Genomic DNA, 14,978 nt, shown 5'->3' on the forward strand with positions numbered 1-14,978 from the left:
ACTTGCCGTGCCTTTCAACCTTTAGCCTTGTACCTGATTTTTATGAGTATACTTATTAAAACCGAAACTGAAATTGAAAAAATGCGTATTGCCGGAAAATTGGCAGCAGACGTTTTAGACATGATTGAACCTTACGTGGTTCCCGGCGTCACCACCGACGAACTTAATCAGATTTGCCACGATTACATGGTAGATGTGCAACAAGTCATACCTGCGCCGCTCAATTATCACGGCTTTCCAAAATCAATTTGCACTTCAGTTAACCAACAAATCTGCCATGGCATTCCCAGCGGGAAAAAACTTAAATCGGGCGATATTATCAATATCGACATTACTGTCATTAAAGACGATTACCATGGCGACACCAGTAAAATGTTTTGCGTCGGCGAAGTCAGTCCGCACGCCAAACGCCTGATTAAAATAACTCAGGAAGCCATGTTTTTAGGCATTGAACAGGTCAAGCCTGGCGCCACCTTAGGCGATGTAGGTCACGCCATCCAAAAACACGCAGAATCTAATCGTTACTCTGTCGTCAGAGAATTTTGCGGGCACGGTATCGGCAAAAAATTTCATGAAGAACCCCAAGTGCTGCATTACGGCAAAGCCGGTGACGGAGAAGTCCTTGAGGCGGGCATGATCTTAACCATCGAACCGATGATCAATCTCGGCAAACGACATATGAAAGTATTGGCCGATGGCTGGACTGCAGTAACCAAAGACCGGAGCCTCTCTGCGCAATTTGAGCATACCATTTTAGTCACTCACAGCGGCTACGAAATTCTGACCTTACGCCAGGAAGAAAAGCTCACGCCCCTTACCTACGTCCTGTAGGCAATGTGACCGTCTTGAGCAAACACCTTAAAAGTTCGGCAATTAGCATGCATCCATCGATTTTTGCCGAAAAGGACAGCCTGCAACAAGTCAAGCAGCTGCTAAAGCAAAAAGACACTGAACTTCGGCAAAAGTTTAACCCTCACAAATCGGTTTCTCATTTGCTTAAAGAGAAATCCGATTTTATTGATAACGTCTTAGGCTGTTGCTGGCAACATTTTCTCGGCGAACACGCCAGCCAACTTGCACTATGCGCCGTTGGCGGTTACGGCAGAAAAGAATTATTTCCCTATTCCGACATTGATATAGTTGTACTGCTGGATTCCGAAGACACCAGCCCCTATCAGGAAGCTTTATCAAATTTCTTTACCTTTCTCTGGGACATCGGCTTAAAACTGGGACAAAGCGTCCGTACCGTCAAACAATGTGTCGAAGCCGCTGTAGCCGACCAAACCATCATGACCAGTCTGATGGAAAGCCGCCTGATTACCGGCAATGCCACGCTGCGCAAAGCATTAAGACAACAAACTACCTCGGATAAAATCTGGCCGTCAGACCAGTTTTTTGCGGCCAAAATGCAAGAGCAGCGACAGCGTTACGCCAAATTTCATGACACCGCCTACAATCTCGAACCCAACATCAAAGAAGGGCCGGGAGGATTGCGCGACAGACAAGTCATCTCCTGGGTATTCAAGCGCCATTACAACGCCTCATCGATTAAAGAGCTGATTAAATACGGCTTCTTGCCTGAGTCCGAATATTTAGAGTTGGTTGCCGCGCTTGAAGTACTCTGGCGAATTCGCTACGCACTACATCTTTTAACCAGCCGCTGCGAAGACCGACTGATTTTCGACTACCAGCGCGATCTTGCTCAACAATTCGGCTTTAGCTCCGAACATCAGGAACACAATGAAGATGTCGAACAGTTTATGCAGTTTTATTTTAAAACGGTACTGGGACTCGAACGCCTCAATGAAATGCTGTTGCAATTATTTAATGAGCGCTTCGTTTCTGCAAAAACTGTTTACAAATCAATCCCGCTTAACGACAAATTTGCCATCATCAACGGCTACCTTGAAGCCATTGACGACACGCTTTTCGACCGACATCCACTAGCCTTACTAGAGCTTTTTCTAGTTCTGGAACAAAATTCATCAATCAAAGGCGTCAGGGCAACGACCATACGCTTGGTTCGTAAAAGCTTGCATTTAATCGACGATGCATTTCGGCATAACAAAGATGCCAACCGTCTCTTTATAGAAGCATTCCGCCAGCCACGAGGCATTACCGATCAACTAAGGCGCATGAATCGCTATGGAGTTTTAGCCGCCTATATTCCTGGCTTTGCCAATATTGTCGCCCGCATGCAATATGATTTGTTTCACATTTACACCGTAGACGAACACACTCTTTTTGTTATCCGCAATTTACGCCGCTTTGCTCTGGAAAAACACCTGGATGAACTGCCTTTCTGCAATGATATTTTTTTGCTGATTTCAAAACCGGAAATATTGTATCTTGCCGGTCTATTTCATGACATAGCCAAAGGCAAGAACGGCGACCATTCCGTTATTGGCGAACAAATTGCCAGAGAGTTTTGCATTCAGCACGATCTGTCTTCGCATGACACCAACTTAGTCTGCTGGCTGGTTCGCAATCACCTAGTCATGTCGATGACTGCTCAGCGAAAAGACATCAGCGACCCAGATATTATCCATCAATTCGCCCAGACCGTCGGCAGCACCGAATACCTGAATTACTTGTATCTGCTGACCGTGGCCGATATTCGCGCCACCAACCCTGAACTGTGGAATGCATGGAAAGATGCCCTATTAAAAGAGCTTTATTCGGTGACCTACAGCACCTTGCACAGAGGCCTGCAAAACCCCGTAACCTTGACTGACCGTCTACTCGAAAACAAAAAAGAAGCAAAAGACGAACTGATCAAACTCGGCATATTCGAACCCACCATGCTCAGATTTTGGCTACATGCCGGTGATGATTATTTTTTAAGGTATTCGGCCGATGAAATAGCCTGGCATACCATCGCCATAGTCTCATCCAAAGAAGATGAGCTACCACTGGTTCTGCTGCGCCCGCAAACCCAACGCGGCAGTGCGGAAGTCTTTGTTTACACAAAAAATGAAGAGGCTATTTTTTCGCTGAGCACAGCCACACTCGACCAACTGGGACTAACCATTCTCGATGCGAGAATCATGACCACGACCGATGACTACGTGCTTAACAGTTTTCTGGTTCTTGAACAATCGGGGGAACCCATCAATGAACTATTCAGGGAAGTGCATATTTGTACAGCGCTACGTCACAATCTGTTGCATCACGAAGTAAAAACACACAAAAACATTCATCGCCAATCAAGGCAAGCCAAACATTTTCCTATCCCTACCCGCATTCAATTTCATGCAGATCCTTTAAACAGGCATACGATTTTAGAACTTATCACTACGGATCATGCAGGGCTTTTATCGAAAATAGGTCGCGCATTCGTGCAACAAGACATTCATTTACACAGCGCAAAAATAACCACTATAGGCAGCCGGGCTGAAGACATGTTTTACATCACCGACAACCAATCACATCCCATCACAGACCCTGTCAGACAAGAACAAATAGGCGAAGAGATATTAAAAATACTGGACGCTACCGACTAATACCAAGCCTTGCTCGGCTAAACAGGCCAACTTTCCAGATGTTATGGCTGAATGCCGTGGGCGCGAATTTATTCGCGCCCACAATAGAGTAAACCCTTAATGGCAGTGGTGCGGCTGGTGGGAACGAGAAAATTACCAAGCCTTTAAACCCTACTTTTTTATTTTTCAAACAAAGCCATCGACTCCACATGCCCGGTCTGCGGAAACATATCCATTACCCCGGCTTTCACCAGTTTATAGCCCAGTTCATTAACCAATATCCCGGCGTCACGCGCCAACGTCGATGGGTTACAAGACACATAAACAATCTGCTCGGGCTGCCATTTTTTAAAATGATGCAACACATCGGAAGCCCCCGCTCTGGACGGGTCGAGCATAATTTTATTGTATTTCCGATTAGCCCAGGGCTGATCGGAAATATCCTTGCTTAAATCGGCCGCATAAAATTCGACGTTTTCGATGCCATTATGCCGGGCGTTTTCTTTGGCGTGATTGACCAAAGGCTGGTCGCCTTCCACACCGACCACGCTTCCTGCAAATTTTGCCATCGGCAAGGTAAAGTTGCCCAGACCGCAGAACAAATCCAGCACCGAGTCGTTTTCATTCAACGCCAAGGTCTCCAGCACCCGGTTGATCATTTGCTTGTTAATTTCATAATTAACCTGGGTAAACATGGCGGGTTTGAATGTAAACTCCAAGCCCTGATCCGGCAGCGCATAGGTCGGTATCAATTCCGGTTCGCCATCCAGCGGCACGATGGTATCCGGGCCTTTGGATTGCAGGCACAGCGATAGGTTATGTTCATGAGCAAAGCCGCGCATCCGTTCCTTATCGGCATCGGTCGGCGGCTCCAGCACCCGAAACGCCAGCACGCATTGGTCATCGCCGATAGCCACTTCGATCTGAGGAATTTTATCCTTGATGGTCAAACCGCCGATCATTTCCGACAAGTCCATCAGTTTGGTGCCGACGATAGGATGCATCACCACGCAGCTTTCGATTTCAGCTAAGTAAGGATGCCGTCTTTCCCTGAAACCCACCAGTACCCGGTTTTTTTTCTCGACGTATTTAACGCCCATCCGTGCTTTGCGACGATAACCCCAATGCGGGCCTTCCAGTGGCTGCCAAAGCTCGGGAATTGCAACCTTGCCGATGCGTTTAAACTGATCAATCAGCAATTCCTGCTTGATTCTGATTTGCGCAGATGATTCGACATGCTGAAAACTGCAACCGCCGCACACGCCGTAATGAGCGCACAGCGCATCAACCCGGTCGGCGGCGCGACTTAACAGCTTGACGACCTTGCCTTCCGCATAATCCTTGCGGCTTTCGGTATAAATAAACTCCACTTCTTCGCCCGGTAACGCCTCATCGATAAAGATCACCTTACCATCGACATGCGCCACCCCTCGCCCGTCATGGGCCAGGGATTCTATAGTCACGTTAACCGGCGTTTCCGGTAACTTCTTTTTTGCTCTTCTTCTATTTGCCATGTTTATTTTTGTTTCCAACTTCCTGAAGATTGATACCACCAGCCCGGTTGAGCATTGCTTATCCAGCGAGCGGCAAAGGTTGATTTGATTTGCGCCGCCCAATCGGGATGACCGTTGGCATTGGCAATCGCCTGATAAAGACCTTGCCGGTCGGCATTTTCTGCGGCGACCAGTTTATTGACCTGATTCCTGTCTTTAAGCGGTACGCTTGCAGCATCCCTGACCGCCAGCAGACCGTCCGCCTGTATGCCGATAAAGCCTGCAGCATACAATGGTTGCAGACTGGCAAAGCGGCTTTCCATAGTGGCGCGCAACTGCCTGATTTCAGCGCTATCGATGTTCAGGTCGGCTTCAGCGGCCTGAGCCGGGGACACCACCACATTGATCGCCGCATCAATCAACTGATACATACTCACCTGCCAATCCGACAAACTGGCCTTAGGTTCTGTTTTTTGCGGCGTGATACCTTGAATGTCTTTGATGATTTCATCTGCCGCTTTTTCTGCGGCGGCAGCCGGAAAATAAATGTTGATGGTGACACAGGCAGTCAACAATAACGCGCTTAATACTGATATTTTTCTCATAACGGACTCCCGGTTATTCAATAATTACTTGGATTGATGCCGACTCTCCGTACCATCAATACATTCCAGTCAACATGGAGATTATAGCCGATCGCATCGATTCGCGGCAGACCGCTGTCGGTAATAACAAAAATTAGAGCGATGAAACCTCGACTATTCGTAGCTATTCAACAATCACTTCATCCGAGGTCGTAATTCGCTTTAACCGCTCCATCAATACATTCCAGTCAACACGCGGGTTATAGCCGATCACATTGATTCGCGGCAGGCCGCCGGGGGTGATAATGGCGTAGCCGGATTCTGTGGCCTCTACGCCCATCAGCTGACACACGCCATCATGTAAATAGCATCCCAGACCCAGTTTGTCGTAGCCGAAAGTTTCAAAAAAGCTTAAGAAACTCTGGGACAGTATATCCGCCGCGCCACCGCCTCCGATATTGGCGATGTTTTTTACCGCCTTCTGACTGATCCTGTGCCGGGAGTTATCGTCATCCGGCGTCCCCAGCCAGGCGTAAAAAGTGACCGGCTGCCAGTTTTCCATATACAACTGGCGGACATAACCCGATAACTTGCCGGTAATGCCGCCAAATTCAAACTTGCTGGTTAGCTGATCCAGATCAAGGTTGTCAATTTCCAGATCGCTATGGAACTTGGGGAAATCGGTAAACAATCCCGACGAGGCCAGGTTGCTGATCTTAATTTCACCGTCGAAAACCTTGACGATCAATTCACCGCCCAAACTCAGGGTTTTATTGCTGTACTCGACGCGGGGAATTTGACCGCTGATAGTTCCCGATAGCGGCGCCCAGTTTAAGGCCAGGGATAATTGCTCAAGCGACACATTGCTTACGTCACCCTCAAAAGACACTTCGGGTTCTTGTTGTTTTTTTGCCTGAAAGCTGAAGTGATTGACAGCGATTGCACCGCCCAAAAAAGGCAGCCGGGTCTTTTTTAGCAGTTTGATATCGCCAGCCCTGCCCAGAAACGAAAGCCTGGATGGGCCTATCGGCAAGGCACGCACTCGCAGTTGTTGCCAGGCTATTTCCGAGGACTGGCTAAAGGCTTCATCGCTCGACCAGTTAAGCCGACCTGCGCCGCCCTGAACTTCGCCGCGACCTGCTTCATCTTTAATATCAAGATGATTAAAGCTTGCCGCCAACGCGGTTAAGGCTTGTTGGTTAATAGAAAAATCGGCTGTTAACTGGCCTGCGAGCGTAACGCCTTGCAATACCGTCTGCTCAAAAAACGGTTTCAGATAGATTGCAGAAAAATCCTGCAAATTATCGCTGCTCAACGAGAACCGAGCCTTATCAAGGCTTATACCATCCTTATATTGAATGGTTGCGCTGCCGCGTAATGCGCCGACATTTGAATGCCGGTAACTTGCCGAGTGGATTTCAACGCGCTGGTTTGACGCGTCCCAGTCGCCCTGTGCATCCAAAACGCTATGTTGCCCGGCCGCTTCCAGATACAAAGGCTCCAAATACAGCGCGCCGCCGTTAAACTCAACATAAGTTTGCCATTGCCACATGCCGTTATTATTTTGGGCATTCAGCGTTGCAGCCACCATTAACGCCTCAGTAGCCAACCGACCGTCTTGGGTTTGCCCAGTCAGGCCATTAAGTCCGGCAGTTACAGCAAACTTGTTCACCGACTCATGACTGCCGGATGCCGTTAACTTAACATCGAGTTTACCGGCTTGCAGTTTGAATATTTCCTGCGGCATCAGCTGTTGAATCAACTTGCCATCTACAGCCTTGGCGTTAATCTGCAACTGCCATAGCTCGCCCCGCTCTTCGCCTTCAACGGCTATGTTTCCACCGGCCAGCTGCAAACCGGTTAGTTTGAACGAGCTGTGTTTTTCCGTGACCTGAAATGAAAAATTGGCGGCTGGCGACTGCCAATGTTTTGAACGCATTTCCGCCCTGCCCTGTTTACACAACAGTTCCTTGTTTTGCCAGGTGAAAGCCGTACAACGGATATTGACCAGATTGAGGTCATTGAACGGTTTAGGCAGGCTTAACCGGGCAATCGTTAAGGCCAGTTTTTGTGAGTTTTGCGCAAGGTCGGTCAGAGTGATACTGATGTTTTCTAATTGCCATTGCGACCCTGTAAGGGTTCCGACATCAACTGCCACGCTTTCCAGCGCATCGGCGCTAGGCGTTATCCATAAAAAAGCGCTGATCAGGATAAGTTTGATCGTTACTTTTGTAGGAGCGGCTTTAGCCGCGATTATCGCGGCTAAAGCCGCTCCTACAAAGACCCACATTAACCGGGAAAAACACCCGTGGACAAATACCGATCGCCCCGGTCGCAGATAATCACCACAATCACCGCCTGTTCAACTTCTTTGGACAGCATCAAGGCTGCATGAACAGCGCCGCCGGATGAAATACCAGCAAAAATACCTTCTTGAGCCGCCAAAGCGCGGGTGACGTTTTCAGCCGACGCCTGATCGACATCGATAATCCGGTCAACCCGATCGGCCTGATAGATTGTCGGCAAGTATTCTTTGGGCCAGCGCCGGATGCCGGGGATTTTGGACTCGCCTTCCGGCTGCACACCGATAACCTGAATATCGCTGTTTTGTTCTTTCAGGAATTTCGACGTACCCATAATGGTGCCGGTCGTACCCATGGAGCTGACGAAATGGCTTATTGTTCCCTGCGTATCGCGCCAGATTTCAGGCCCGGTGCCTTCATAATGAGCCCGCGGATTGTCGGGATTGGAAAACTGATCCAGCACCCTGCCTTTGCCGGCAGCTTCCATTTCCCTGGACAAATCAATCGCCGCTTCCATGCTGCCTGCCGCAGGCGTAAGGATGATCTCGGCACCGTAAGCTTTCATCGAAGCCCGACGTTCTTCGCTCATGTTATCCGGCATAATCAAGGTCATTTGATAACCTTTGATTGCCGCCGCCATCGCCAGCGCTATACCGGTGTTACCGCTGGTCGCTTCAATCAAGCGGTCGCCGGGTTTAATCTCGCCTCTTTCCTCGGCATGTTTAATCATACTGAGCGCCGGGCGGTCTTTGACCGAACCCGCCGGATTATTGCCTTCCAGTTTAACCAGAATGGTATTACTGGTAATGTCAGGCAAGCGTTGCAGCCTGACTAGAGGTGTATTGCCGACAAAAGATTCAATGGTTGGGAAAGTCATGATAGTCATAGAATAAAAGGGTAAAGGCAAAAGGTGCTGGGCTCAAGGTTTAAGGCTAAGGGCTAAGGGCTAAGGGCTAAAATTGAAAAAACAACAATTAAGCCTTAATGCAAGTTTTTTTTGCCCTTCGTCCTTCGCCTTTCGCCGAATTCCTATTTTTGAAAATGATGCGTCGGACATTGCCCGTTTCTTAGACTGATAATCGGCCAGTTAGCCGCATCGGCAAATTCAGCCAGTTTTTCATCAGGATCGACTGCAACGGGATGATCCACCAATTTAAGCAGCGGCAAGTCGTTATGGGAATCGCTGTAAAACCAACTGTCCTGCATGGTTTCGCTTGAGTCTGTTAACCATGCCTCCAATAACTTAACCTTGCCTTCGCGAAAACAAGGAATGCCGTTAAAGCCGCCGGTGTATCGACCGTCGATAAATTCCGGCGTGGTCGCCAGTAAGTTGTCAATGCCGTAGAGCCGGACTATCGGCTCGGTTACAAAGCGATTGGTTGCGGTGATAACCAATAAGGTATCGCCCCGGTTTCTATGTTTGTCGATCAGCTGTTGCGCAGGCGTTAACAGCAGAGGCCTGATGGCTTGCTCTATAAATTGCGCCCGCCACCGATAGAGTTGCTCGGCGTTATTGTCCGCTAAAGGTTTTAGCGAAAAGCGGAGAAACTCAACAATATCCAAGGTGCCTTGCTTGTAGTCATCGTAAAACTTGGCGTTAGCGCTTTCATAGTAACTTTTATCAACGATGCCCTGATCTACCAGAAACTGCCCCCATAAGTAGTCGCTGTCATCGGCAATCAGCGTGTTATCCAAATCAAAAATCGCTAAGCTCACGGTTAATCCTGTCTCAAGTCATTAAAAAGAGCCATGCCCTATGGCGTATGCACTTTATTTATGGAACAATGCAGTCATTAATTTACATTACTGACCTATCTTTTTATAATTTTACCATTAGCAAGATTAAAGAACTAGGAAAGGTAAAAACACAGGTTTTAACATGATTGACTCTAAAGGATACCGGCCCAACGTCGGGATCATCCTTTGCAATGACGAGGGTCGCGTGTTTTGGGCAAAACGAATGGGTGTAAACTCATGGCAATTCCCGCAAGGCGGGATTAATCCGAATGAAGACCCAGAAGCCGCGATGTATCGAGAGTTGTGCGAAGAAACAGGACTGCAACAACAGCATGTCCAAGTGCTTGGACGTACGCGCTATTGGCTGAGGTATCAGCTGCCTGAGCGCTATATCCGCAAAAACTCACTCCCCCTATGCATAGGCCAGAAGCAAATCTGGTATATATTGCGTTTAATCACGCATGAATCCAACGTGCGTTTTGATCAGTGTCCCAAACCGGAATTTGATGACTGGCGTTGGGTGGATTACTGGGAGCCGCTTAAAGATGTGGTGTATTTTAAGCGCAAGGTTTATTTAAAAGCGATGAGCGAGTTGGGTGTTATTCTGACCGCCGAGACCATCCCAGTTAATGCAGCCGGGTATTTAGCTAAGGAAATTGAACCGGTGAAAGGCAGAAGGCGCAAGAGGTAGGGTATTTTTCAGCTGGAACCTGCTGTCAATATTCATGCAGATTGGTTTGCAGCCCAGCCAACGGCTCGGCTAAACGCATCACCCCGGATTCAACCCGGCCATCTGCATACAGCTCTATCAACCGATAACCCGGAGCCGTGTCGTTTACAGCGAACTCAGTGCTTCCGGGCACAAATTGAAAACAGGTTGATGGCACGCCCAATACCCGAAGGCTCGCTGTCTTTATATCCAAAATCTGATGGATATGGCCGGTGGTTATCGCTTTTACTTGCGGATATTCGTCAACTATCGCCCATAATTCCCGACTGTTGTCTATGATCATGGTATCCATCCAGGGGCTTTTAGTCTCCAGGCAATGATGATGGACAGCAATCAACGCATGGCGGCTTGGGTTTTCAGTTAAGCAGTTTTCAAGAAACGCCAACTCCTCATTTGACAGATGCCCGCCCGGCTCTCCGGGTATTTGGCTGTTCAGGCTAATCAGCTGCCAGTTATCCAGAAAAACCTGTTTGCGGCAATTAATGCTGTCAGCATTAAATACCTGCTGCATCAACTCATAATCGTCATGATTGCCGGGCAGACAGATACAGGGCGTTTCATACACCTCAAGACTGTTTAAGATACGCCGGTAGCTTGCAGCGCAAGGATCCTGAGCCAAGTCGCCGGTCAGCAGAATCAAATCGAAATGCCGCTTTTCGGCAAAGGCCTGATCAAGGCAGGCGTGGAAATAATGCTCGGTATTAATGCCCAGCAGCTTATCTTCCGGCGCAGCCAAAATATGCAAATCAGACAGTTGCAGGATTGATAAACAAGCGGGGTTATTGTTCATAACAAAATGCTATGCCATTTCTTTGCAAAGAATTTTAGAGTTTCTTTGCGGGTTATATAACACCTTGAGCTGATCGGGAAGATCGCTGATAGCCGACGATAAAAATCCCCGCTCAATAAACCAGTGCATAGTTTGCGTAGACAGCACGAATAGCTTTTTAAGCTTGAGCTCTGCTGCCCTACGGTAGACATATTCAAGCATGCGATTGCCTCTGGCCGAACCTTGATAATCGGGATGTACGGCAAGGCAGGCAATCGCGCCGAACCGGTTTTGCAGATCCGGGTGCAATGCGGTGCAGCCGATAATCAGGCCATCGCGTTCGATAACGATATAGTCGGCGATTTCCATTTCAATTTTTTCTCGGGAGCGCTTGGCCAACTTGCCTTGTTGCTCCAGCGGCTTGATCAACTCCAGAATGCCGCCGATGTCGTTCAGTGTCGCCGGGCGCAATTCTTCAAACGCCGTTGAGCTGATCAACGTACCGATGCCGTCACGGCTGAATAATTCCAGCAACAACGCGCCGTCGATGGTTCTGTCAATCAAATGCACGCGGTCGATGCCGGATTGACAGCTTTGCATCGCCGCTTTGAGCGGTAAGCTGATGCTGGTGGATATGCCCGGATGTTGCTGCAGGAAAGCGTCGGCTTCGGCGGTGGTCATTTGCTGGATCTGTTCGCCGTTGTCGGGATTGCAGCAGCTTTGTTCGGTTAATAAAACCAGTTTTTCCGCTTTTAACGCAATCGAAACCGCGGTGGCGACTTGCTCGGCCGACAGATTGAAGACTTCGCCGCTCGGCGAATAACCGACCGGCGAGATTAACACCACATTGTCCTGGTCGAGTTGCTGATGAATGGCCGCGCTATCAATGCGGCGCACTTCGCCGGTATGGCAGTAATCGATGCCGTCGATCACGCCTATCGGTTTAGCGACGACAAAATTGCCCGAGGCCACCTTGATCTTGGCTCCCGCCATCGGCGAGTTGGCCAGCCCCATCGATAACAGCGCTTCAATTTCGACGCGGACCAATCCGGCTGCTTCTTTGACGCATTGCAAAGCTACATCGTCGGTGATGCGCAGGTTTTTATGAAAGCGGGCGGGGACGACCAGCTTGGCAAGTCGCTGGTCGATCTGCGGGCGTATGCCGTGAACCAAAACCAGGCGTATGCCCAGACTGTTCAGCAAGGCGAAATCGTGAACGTGATGATCGAAATCATCAGCCAGCACCGCTTCGCCGCCAAAGAAAATAACGAAGGTTTTGTTGCGATGGGCATGGATGTAAGGTGATGAGTCCCTAAACCAGCTAACGAATGATTTTTGTGGTTCCATGGTTTGTTATGGCAAGAATGTTATTGGCTAATTCCCAAGCTCCAGCTTCAATCACCATAGTGATAACGGCATTGGGCAATAATAATTTTTTTGTCGCTCACCGAATAGATAAGCCGGTGTTCATCATCAATACGGCGTGACCATAATCCCGTCAGTCCATGACGCAGGGCTTCGGGCTTACCAATGCCATCGAATGGGTCGCGTTGAATATCCCTGATTAGCTGATTGATACGCTTAATCTTGGTCTTGTCGGTTTACTGCCAAAACAGGTAGTCTTCCCATCCCTGCTGCTCGAAACTAATCATCGGGCAGCAATTCCCGTTCTTCAATGCATCGTCCCGCCCGGATATTTTCCGCCGCCGCCAGCAGTCTTCGGGCATTGGCCGGTTCTTGCAAAAGATAGGCTGTTTCGCTTTCGCCCCGGCGCTTGGTTTCCAAAAACCCCATGAAATCCAAAATTTCTCGCGCCTCAACTTCGGGCAATGCCTTGGCTTTTTGGTAGATTAATTCCGCTGTATTCATTATGTCACCCTCATTTCAGTCAGATGTGCGCAATATTTTACTAGTTTTCAAGTTCCGGCATATATGTCGGGTTACGTTATCTCGCTACCGCTCAATAAGCTAACCCGACCTACGCAACTATGCGTATCGAAAGTAATGGTGGTCATGGCTGACTCCTGATGCTAGTTCCCAAGCTCCAGCTTGGGAATTCGGTGCTGGAAGCTCTAGCTTCCTGTCTCGCGAAGCTGGAGCTTCGCCATCTGGGCTCCCAAGCTGGAACTTGGGAACCAGCGCAAAAGGTACGTACAGCGTGCCCTACATCAATCCAAATTATCAGTCACTGCACCTAACGAAGCCGAACTCACCAACTTGGCGTATTTCGCCAACACACCACGGGTATAGCGCGGCGCTGGTTGTGTCCATTGTTCAAAACGACGGGCGATTTCATGTTCGTTGACATGCAGTTTCAGTTCGTTGGTTTCCGCATCTATGGTGATGGTATCGCCGTTCTCGACTATCGCCAACGCACCGCCGACATAGGCTTCAGGCGTGATGTGCCCGACGACGAAACCGTGGGTGCCGCCGGAAAACCGGCCGTCGGTGATTAACGCCACTTCCTTGCCCAAGCCTTTGCCCATGACCGCCGAGGTAGGAGTCAGCATTTCCCGCATGCCGGGGCCGCCTTTGGGACCTTCGTAGCGGATAACAATCACATCGCCTTTGACGATATCGCCGTTTAAAATGCTTTTCAACGCCTGTTCTTCGGCATCGAATACTCTGGCTGTGCCGGTAAACACCAGCCCTTCCTTGCCGGTAATTTTGGCGACTGCGCCTTCCGAAGCCAGATTGCCGTACATCACCACCAGATGGCTGTCTTTTTTGATCGGATTATCCAGCGAGTGAATCACGTCCTGATCTTCGGGATACGGTAAGACATCGGCCAGATTTTCCGCCAGCGTAAGGCCGGTAACAGTTAAGCAATCACCGTGCAGCAAGCCTTTATCCAGCAGGATTTTCATCAACGGCTGTATGCCGCCGATTTCGATCAATTCGGTCATCAGGTAACGGCCGCTGGGCTTCAAGTCGGCCAGCATCGGCACATGTTTGCCGATGCGGGTAAAATCGTCCAGCGTAATATCCACGCCGGTTGAATTTGCCATCGCCAGGATGTGCAGCACCGCATTGGTCGAGCCGCCGAGCGCTATCACTACGGTGATCGCATTCTCGAACGCGGCCTTGGTCATGATGTCTCTGGGCTTGATGTCTTTTTTCAACAGTTCCAAAACCGCAGCGCCGGCGCGTTCGCAATCCAGGCGCTTGTCGTTGGAAATGGCAGCCTGAGCGGAGCTGTTCGGCAAGCTCATGCCCAGTGCTTCAATGGCTGAAGCCATGGTATTGGCGGTATACATGCCGCCGCAGGAACCCGCGCCCGGAATGGCTTTGGCTTCGATTTCAGCCAGTTCGGCATCATCGATCTGGTTGTTGGCTCTGGCGCCGACCGCTTCGAATACGGAAACCACATCCAGTTTTTTGTCTTTGTGACAGCCGGGCATGATGGTGCCGCCGTACACAAACACCGCCGGGCGGTTTAAGCGTGCCAAAGCAATCATGCAGCCCGGCATGTTTTTGTCGCAGCCGCCGATCGCGACAACGCCGTCAAAACCCTGGCAACCGACTACGGTTTCAATCGAGTCGGCAATCACTTCGCGGGACACCAGCGAGTATTTCATGCCCTCGGTACCCATCGAAATGCCGTCGGAAATGGTGATGGTGTTAAAGATGACAGCTTTACCGCCGGCATTGTTAACGCCAATCGCTGCCGCATCGGCCAGCTTGTTGATATGCATGTTGCACGGCGTGACCATGCTCCAGGTGGAAGCAATGCCTATTTGCGGCTTTTTGAAATCTTCATTGCTAAAACCGACGGCGTGCAACATGGCGCGGCTCGGTGCGCGCTCCATGCCGTCAACAACTAAAGAAGAGAAAGTACGGGTATTTTTGTCACTCATAATATATGGTTCAAGGTGAAAGG

Annotated in this window: 13 protein-coding genes; 3 read left to right on the forward strand and 10 right to left on the reverse strand. The window is 49.4% G+C overall.

Annotated features, from left to right (window positions below; all coding sequences use genetic code 11):
* Positions 1-42 precede the first annotated feature (42 nt).
* Positions 43-831, forward strand: coding sequence for a type I methionyl aminopeptidase (map, locus tag ABXJ76_RS11700; RefSeq protein WP_432740666.1), 789 nt, complete (start codon positions 43-45; stop codon positions 829-831).
* A 47-nt stretch (positions 832-878) separates the two neighbouring features.
* Positions 879-3,503, forward strand: a complete 2,625-nt coding sequence (gene glnD / locus ABXJ76_RS11705; RefSeq protein WP_432740667.1) for a [protein-PII] uridylyltransferase — start codon at positions 879-881, stop codon at positions 3,501-3,503.
* 158 nt (positions 3,504-3,661) lie between these two features.
* Here the strand turns inward: glnD and rlmD are convergent, their stop codons facing one another.
* From rlmD to ABXJ76_RS11730, 5 genes are all read right to left on the reverse strand, one after another.
* Positions 3,662-4,996, reverse strand: a complete 1,335-nt coding sequence (gene rlmD / locus ABXJ76_RS11710; protein WP_432740669.1) for a 23S rRNA (uracil(1939)-C(5))-methyltransferase RlmD — start codon at positions 4,994-4,996, stop codon at positions 3,662-3,664.
* Between the two features lie 2 nt (positions 4,997-4,998).
* Complete coding sequence (locus ABXJ76_RS11715) at positions 4,999-5,580, reverse strand: YdbL family protein (RefSeq protein WP_432740670.1); 582 nt, start codon at positions 5,578-5,580, stop codon at positions 4,999-5,001.
* A gap of 163 nt (positions 5,581-5,743) precedes the next feature.
* Positions 5,744-7,849, reverse strand: a complete 2,106-nt coding sequence (locus ABXJ76_RS11720) for a C4-dicarboxylate ABC transporter (RefSeq protein ID WP_432740671.1) — start codon at positions 7,847-7,849, stop codon at positions 5,744-5,746.
* A complete protein-coding gene (gene cysM / locus ABXJ76_RS11725; RefSeq protein WP_432740672.1) occupies positions 7,849-8,739 on the reverse strand; it encodes a cysteine synthase CysM in 891 nt (296 codons plus the stop codon). Before cysM ends, ABXJ76_RS11720 begins: the two co-directional genes overlap by 1 nt.
* A gap of 152 nt (positions 8,740-8,891) precedes the next feature.
* The gene (locus ABXJ76_RS11730) at positions 8,892-9,578 is read right to left on the reverse strand and encodes an HAD family hydrolase (RefSeq protein WP_432740673.1); all 687 of its coding nucleotides are present in this window, start codon (positions 9,576-9,578) and stop codon (positions 8,892-8,894) included.
* A 163-nt stretch (positions 9,579-9,741) separates the two neighbouring features.
* On the opposite strand from ABXJ76_RS11730, the gene ABXJ76_RS11735 reads away from it, so the two are divergent.
* Complete coding sequence (locus ABXJ76_RS11735; RefSeq protein WP_432740674.1) at positions 9,742-10,290, forward strand: RNA pyrophosphohydrolase; 549 nt, start codon at positions 9,742-9,744, stop codon at positions 10,288-10,290.
* A 25-nt stretch (positions 10,291-10,315) separates the two neighbouring features.
* Here the strand turns inward: ABXJ76_RS11735 and cpdA are convergent, their stop codons facing one another.
* The 5 genes from cpdA to ilvD all read right to left on the reverse strand — a co-directional run bounded on the left by cpdA (position 10,316) and on the right by ilvD (position 14,955).
* Entirely contained in the window at positions 10,316-11,119 is an 804-nt protein-coding gene (cpdA, locus tag ABXJ76_RS11740) for a 3',5'-cyclic-AMP phosphodiesterase (protein ID WP_432740675.1), read from the reverse strand.
* 9 nt (positions 11,120-11,128) lie between these two features.
* On the reverse strand, positions 11,129-12,445 hold the full coding sequence (gene argA / locus ABXJ76_RS11745; protein WP_432740676.1) for an amino-acid N-acetyltransferase: 1,317 nt from the start codon (positions 12,443-12,445) through the stop codon (positions 11,129-11,131).
* Between the two features lie 47 nt (positions 12,446-12,492).
* Positions 12,493-12,684 carry a Txe/YoeB family addiction module toxin gene (locus ABXJ76_RS11750; RefSeq protein WP_432746510.1) on the reverse strand — a complete coding sequence of 64 codons (192 nt, stop codon included), beginning with the start codon at positions 12,682-12,684 and terminating at the stop codon, positions 12,493-12,495.
* A gap of 58 nt (positions 12,685-12,742) precedes the next feature.
* Entirely contained in the window at positions 12,743-12,967 is a 225-nt protein-coding gene (locus tag ABXJ76_RS11755) for a hypothetical protein (RefSeq protein WP_432740677.1), read from the reverse strand.
* A 299-nt stretch (positions 12,968-13,266) separates the two neighbouring features.
* Complete coding sequence (ilvD, locus tag ABXJ76_RS11760; protein WP_432740678.1) at positions 13,267-14,955, reverse strand: dihydroxy-acid dehydratase; 1,689 nt, start codon at positions 14,953-14,955, stop codon at positions 13,267-13,269.
* Positions 14,956-14,978 lie beyond the last annotated feature (23 nt).

This window comes from Methylobacter arcticus (assembly GCF_050917435.1).
Taxonomy (GTDB): domain Bacteria; phylum Pseudomonadota; class Gammaproteobacteria; order Methylococcales; family Methylomonadaceae; genus Methylobacter_A; species Methylobacter_A titanis.

What these genes read in the sequence shown, in the direction of transcription:
- map (WP_432740666.1), top strand. Translation starts at nt 43, where the DNA reads ATGAGTATACTTATTAAAACCGAAACTGAAATTGAAAAAATGCGTATT.
- glnD (WP_432740667.1), top strand. Translation starts at nt 879, where the DNA reads ATGCATCCATCGATTTTTGCCGAAAAGGACAGCCTGCAACAAGTCAAG.
- rlmD (WP_432740669.1), bottom strand. Translation starts at nt 4,996, where the DNA reads ATGGCAAATAGAAGAAGAGCAAAAAAGAAGTTACCGGAAACGCCGGTT.
- ABXJ76_RS11715 (WP_432740670.1), bottom strand. Translation starts at nt 5,580, where the DNA reads ATGAGAAAAATATCAGTATTAAGCGCGTTATTGTTGACTGCCTGTGTC.
- ABXJ76_RS11720 (WP_432740671.1), bottom strand. Translation starts at nt 7,849, where the DNA reads ATGTGGGTCTTTGTAGGAGCGGCTTTAGCCGCGATAATCGCGGCTAAA.
- cysM (WP_432740672.1), bottom strand. Translation starts at nt 8,739, where the DNA reads ATGACTTTCCCAACCATTGAATCTTTTGTCGGCAATACACCTCTAGTC.
- ABXJ76_RS11735 (WP_432740674.1), top strand. Translation starts at nt 9,742, where the DNA reads ATGATTGACTCTAAAGGATACCGGCCCAACGTCGGGATCATCCTTTGC.
- cpdA (WP_432740675.1), bottom strand. Translation starts at nt 11,119, where the DNA reads ATGAACAATAACCCCGCTTGTTTATCAATCCTGCAACTGTCTGATTTG.
- argA (WP_432740676.1), bottom strand. Translation starts at nt 12,445, where the DNA reads ATGGAACCACAAAAATCATTCGTTAGCTGGTTTAGGGACTCATCACCT.
- ABXJ76_RS11755 (WP_432740677.1), bottom strand. Translation starts at nt 12,967, where the DNA reads ATGAATACAGCGGAATTAATCTACCAAAAAGCCAAGGCATTGCCCGAA.
- ilvD (WP_432740678.1), bottom strand. Translation starts at nt 14,955, where the DNA reads ATGAGTGACAAAAATACCCGTACTTTCTCTTCTTTAGTTGTTGACGGC.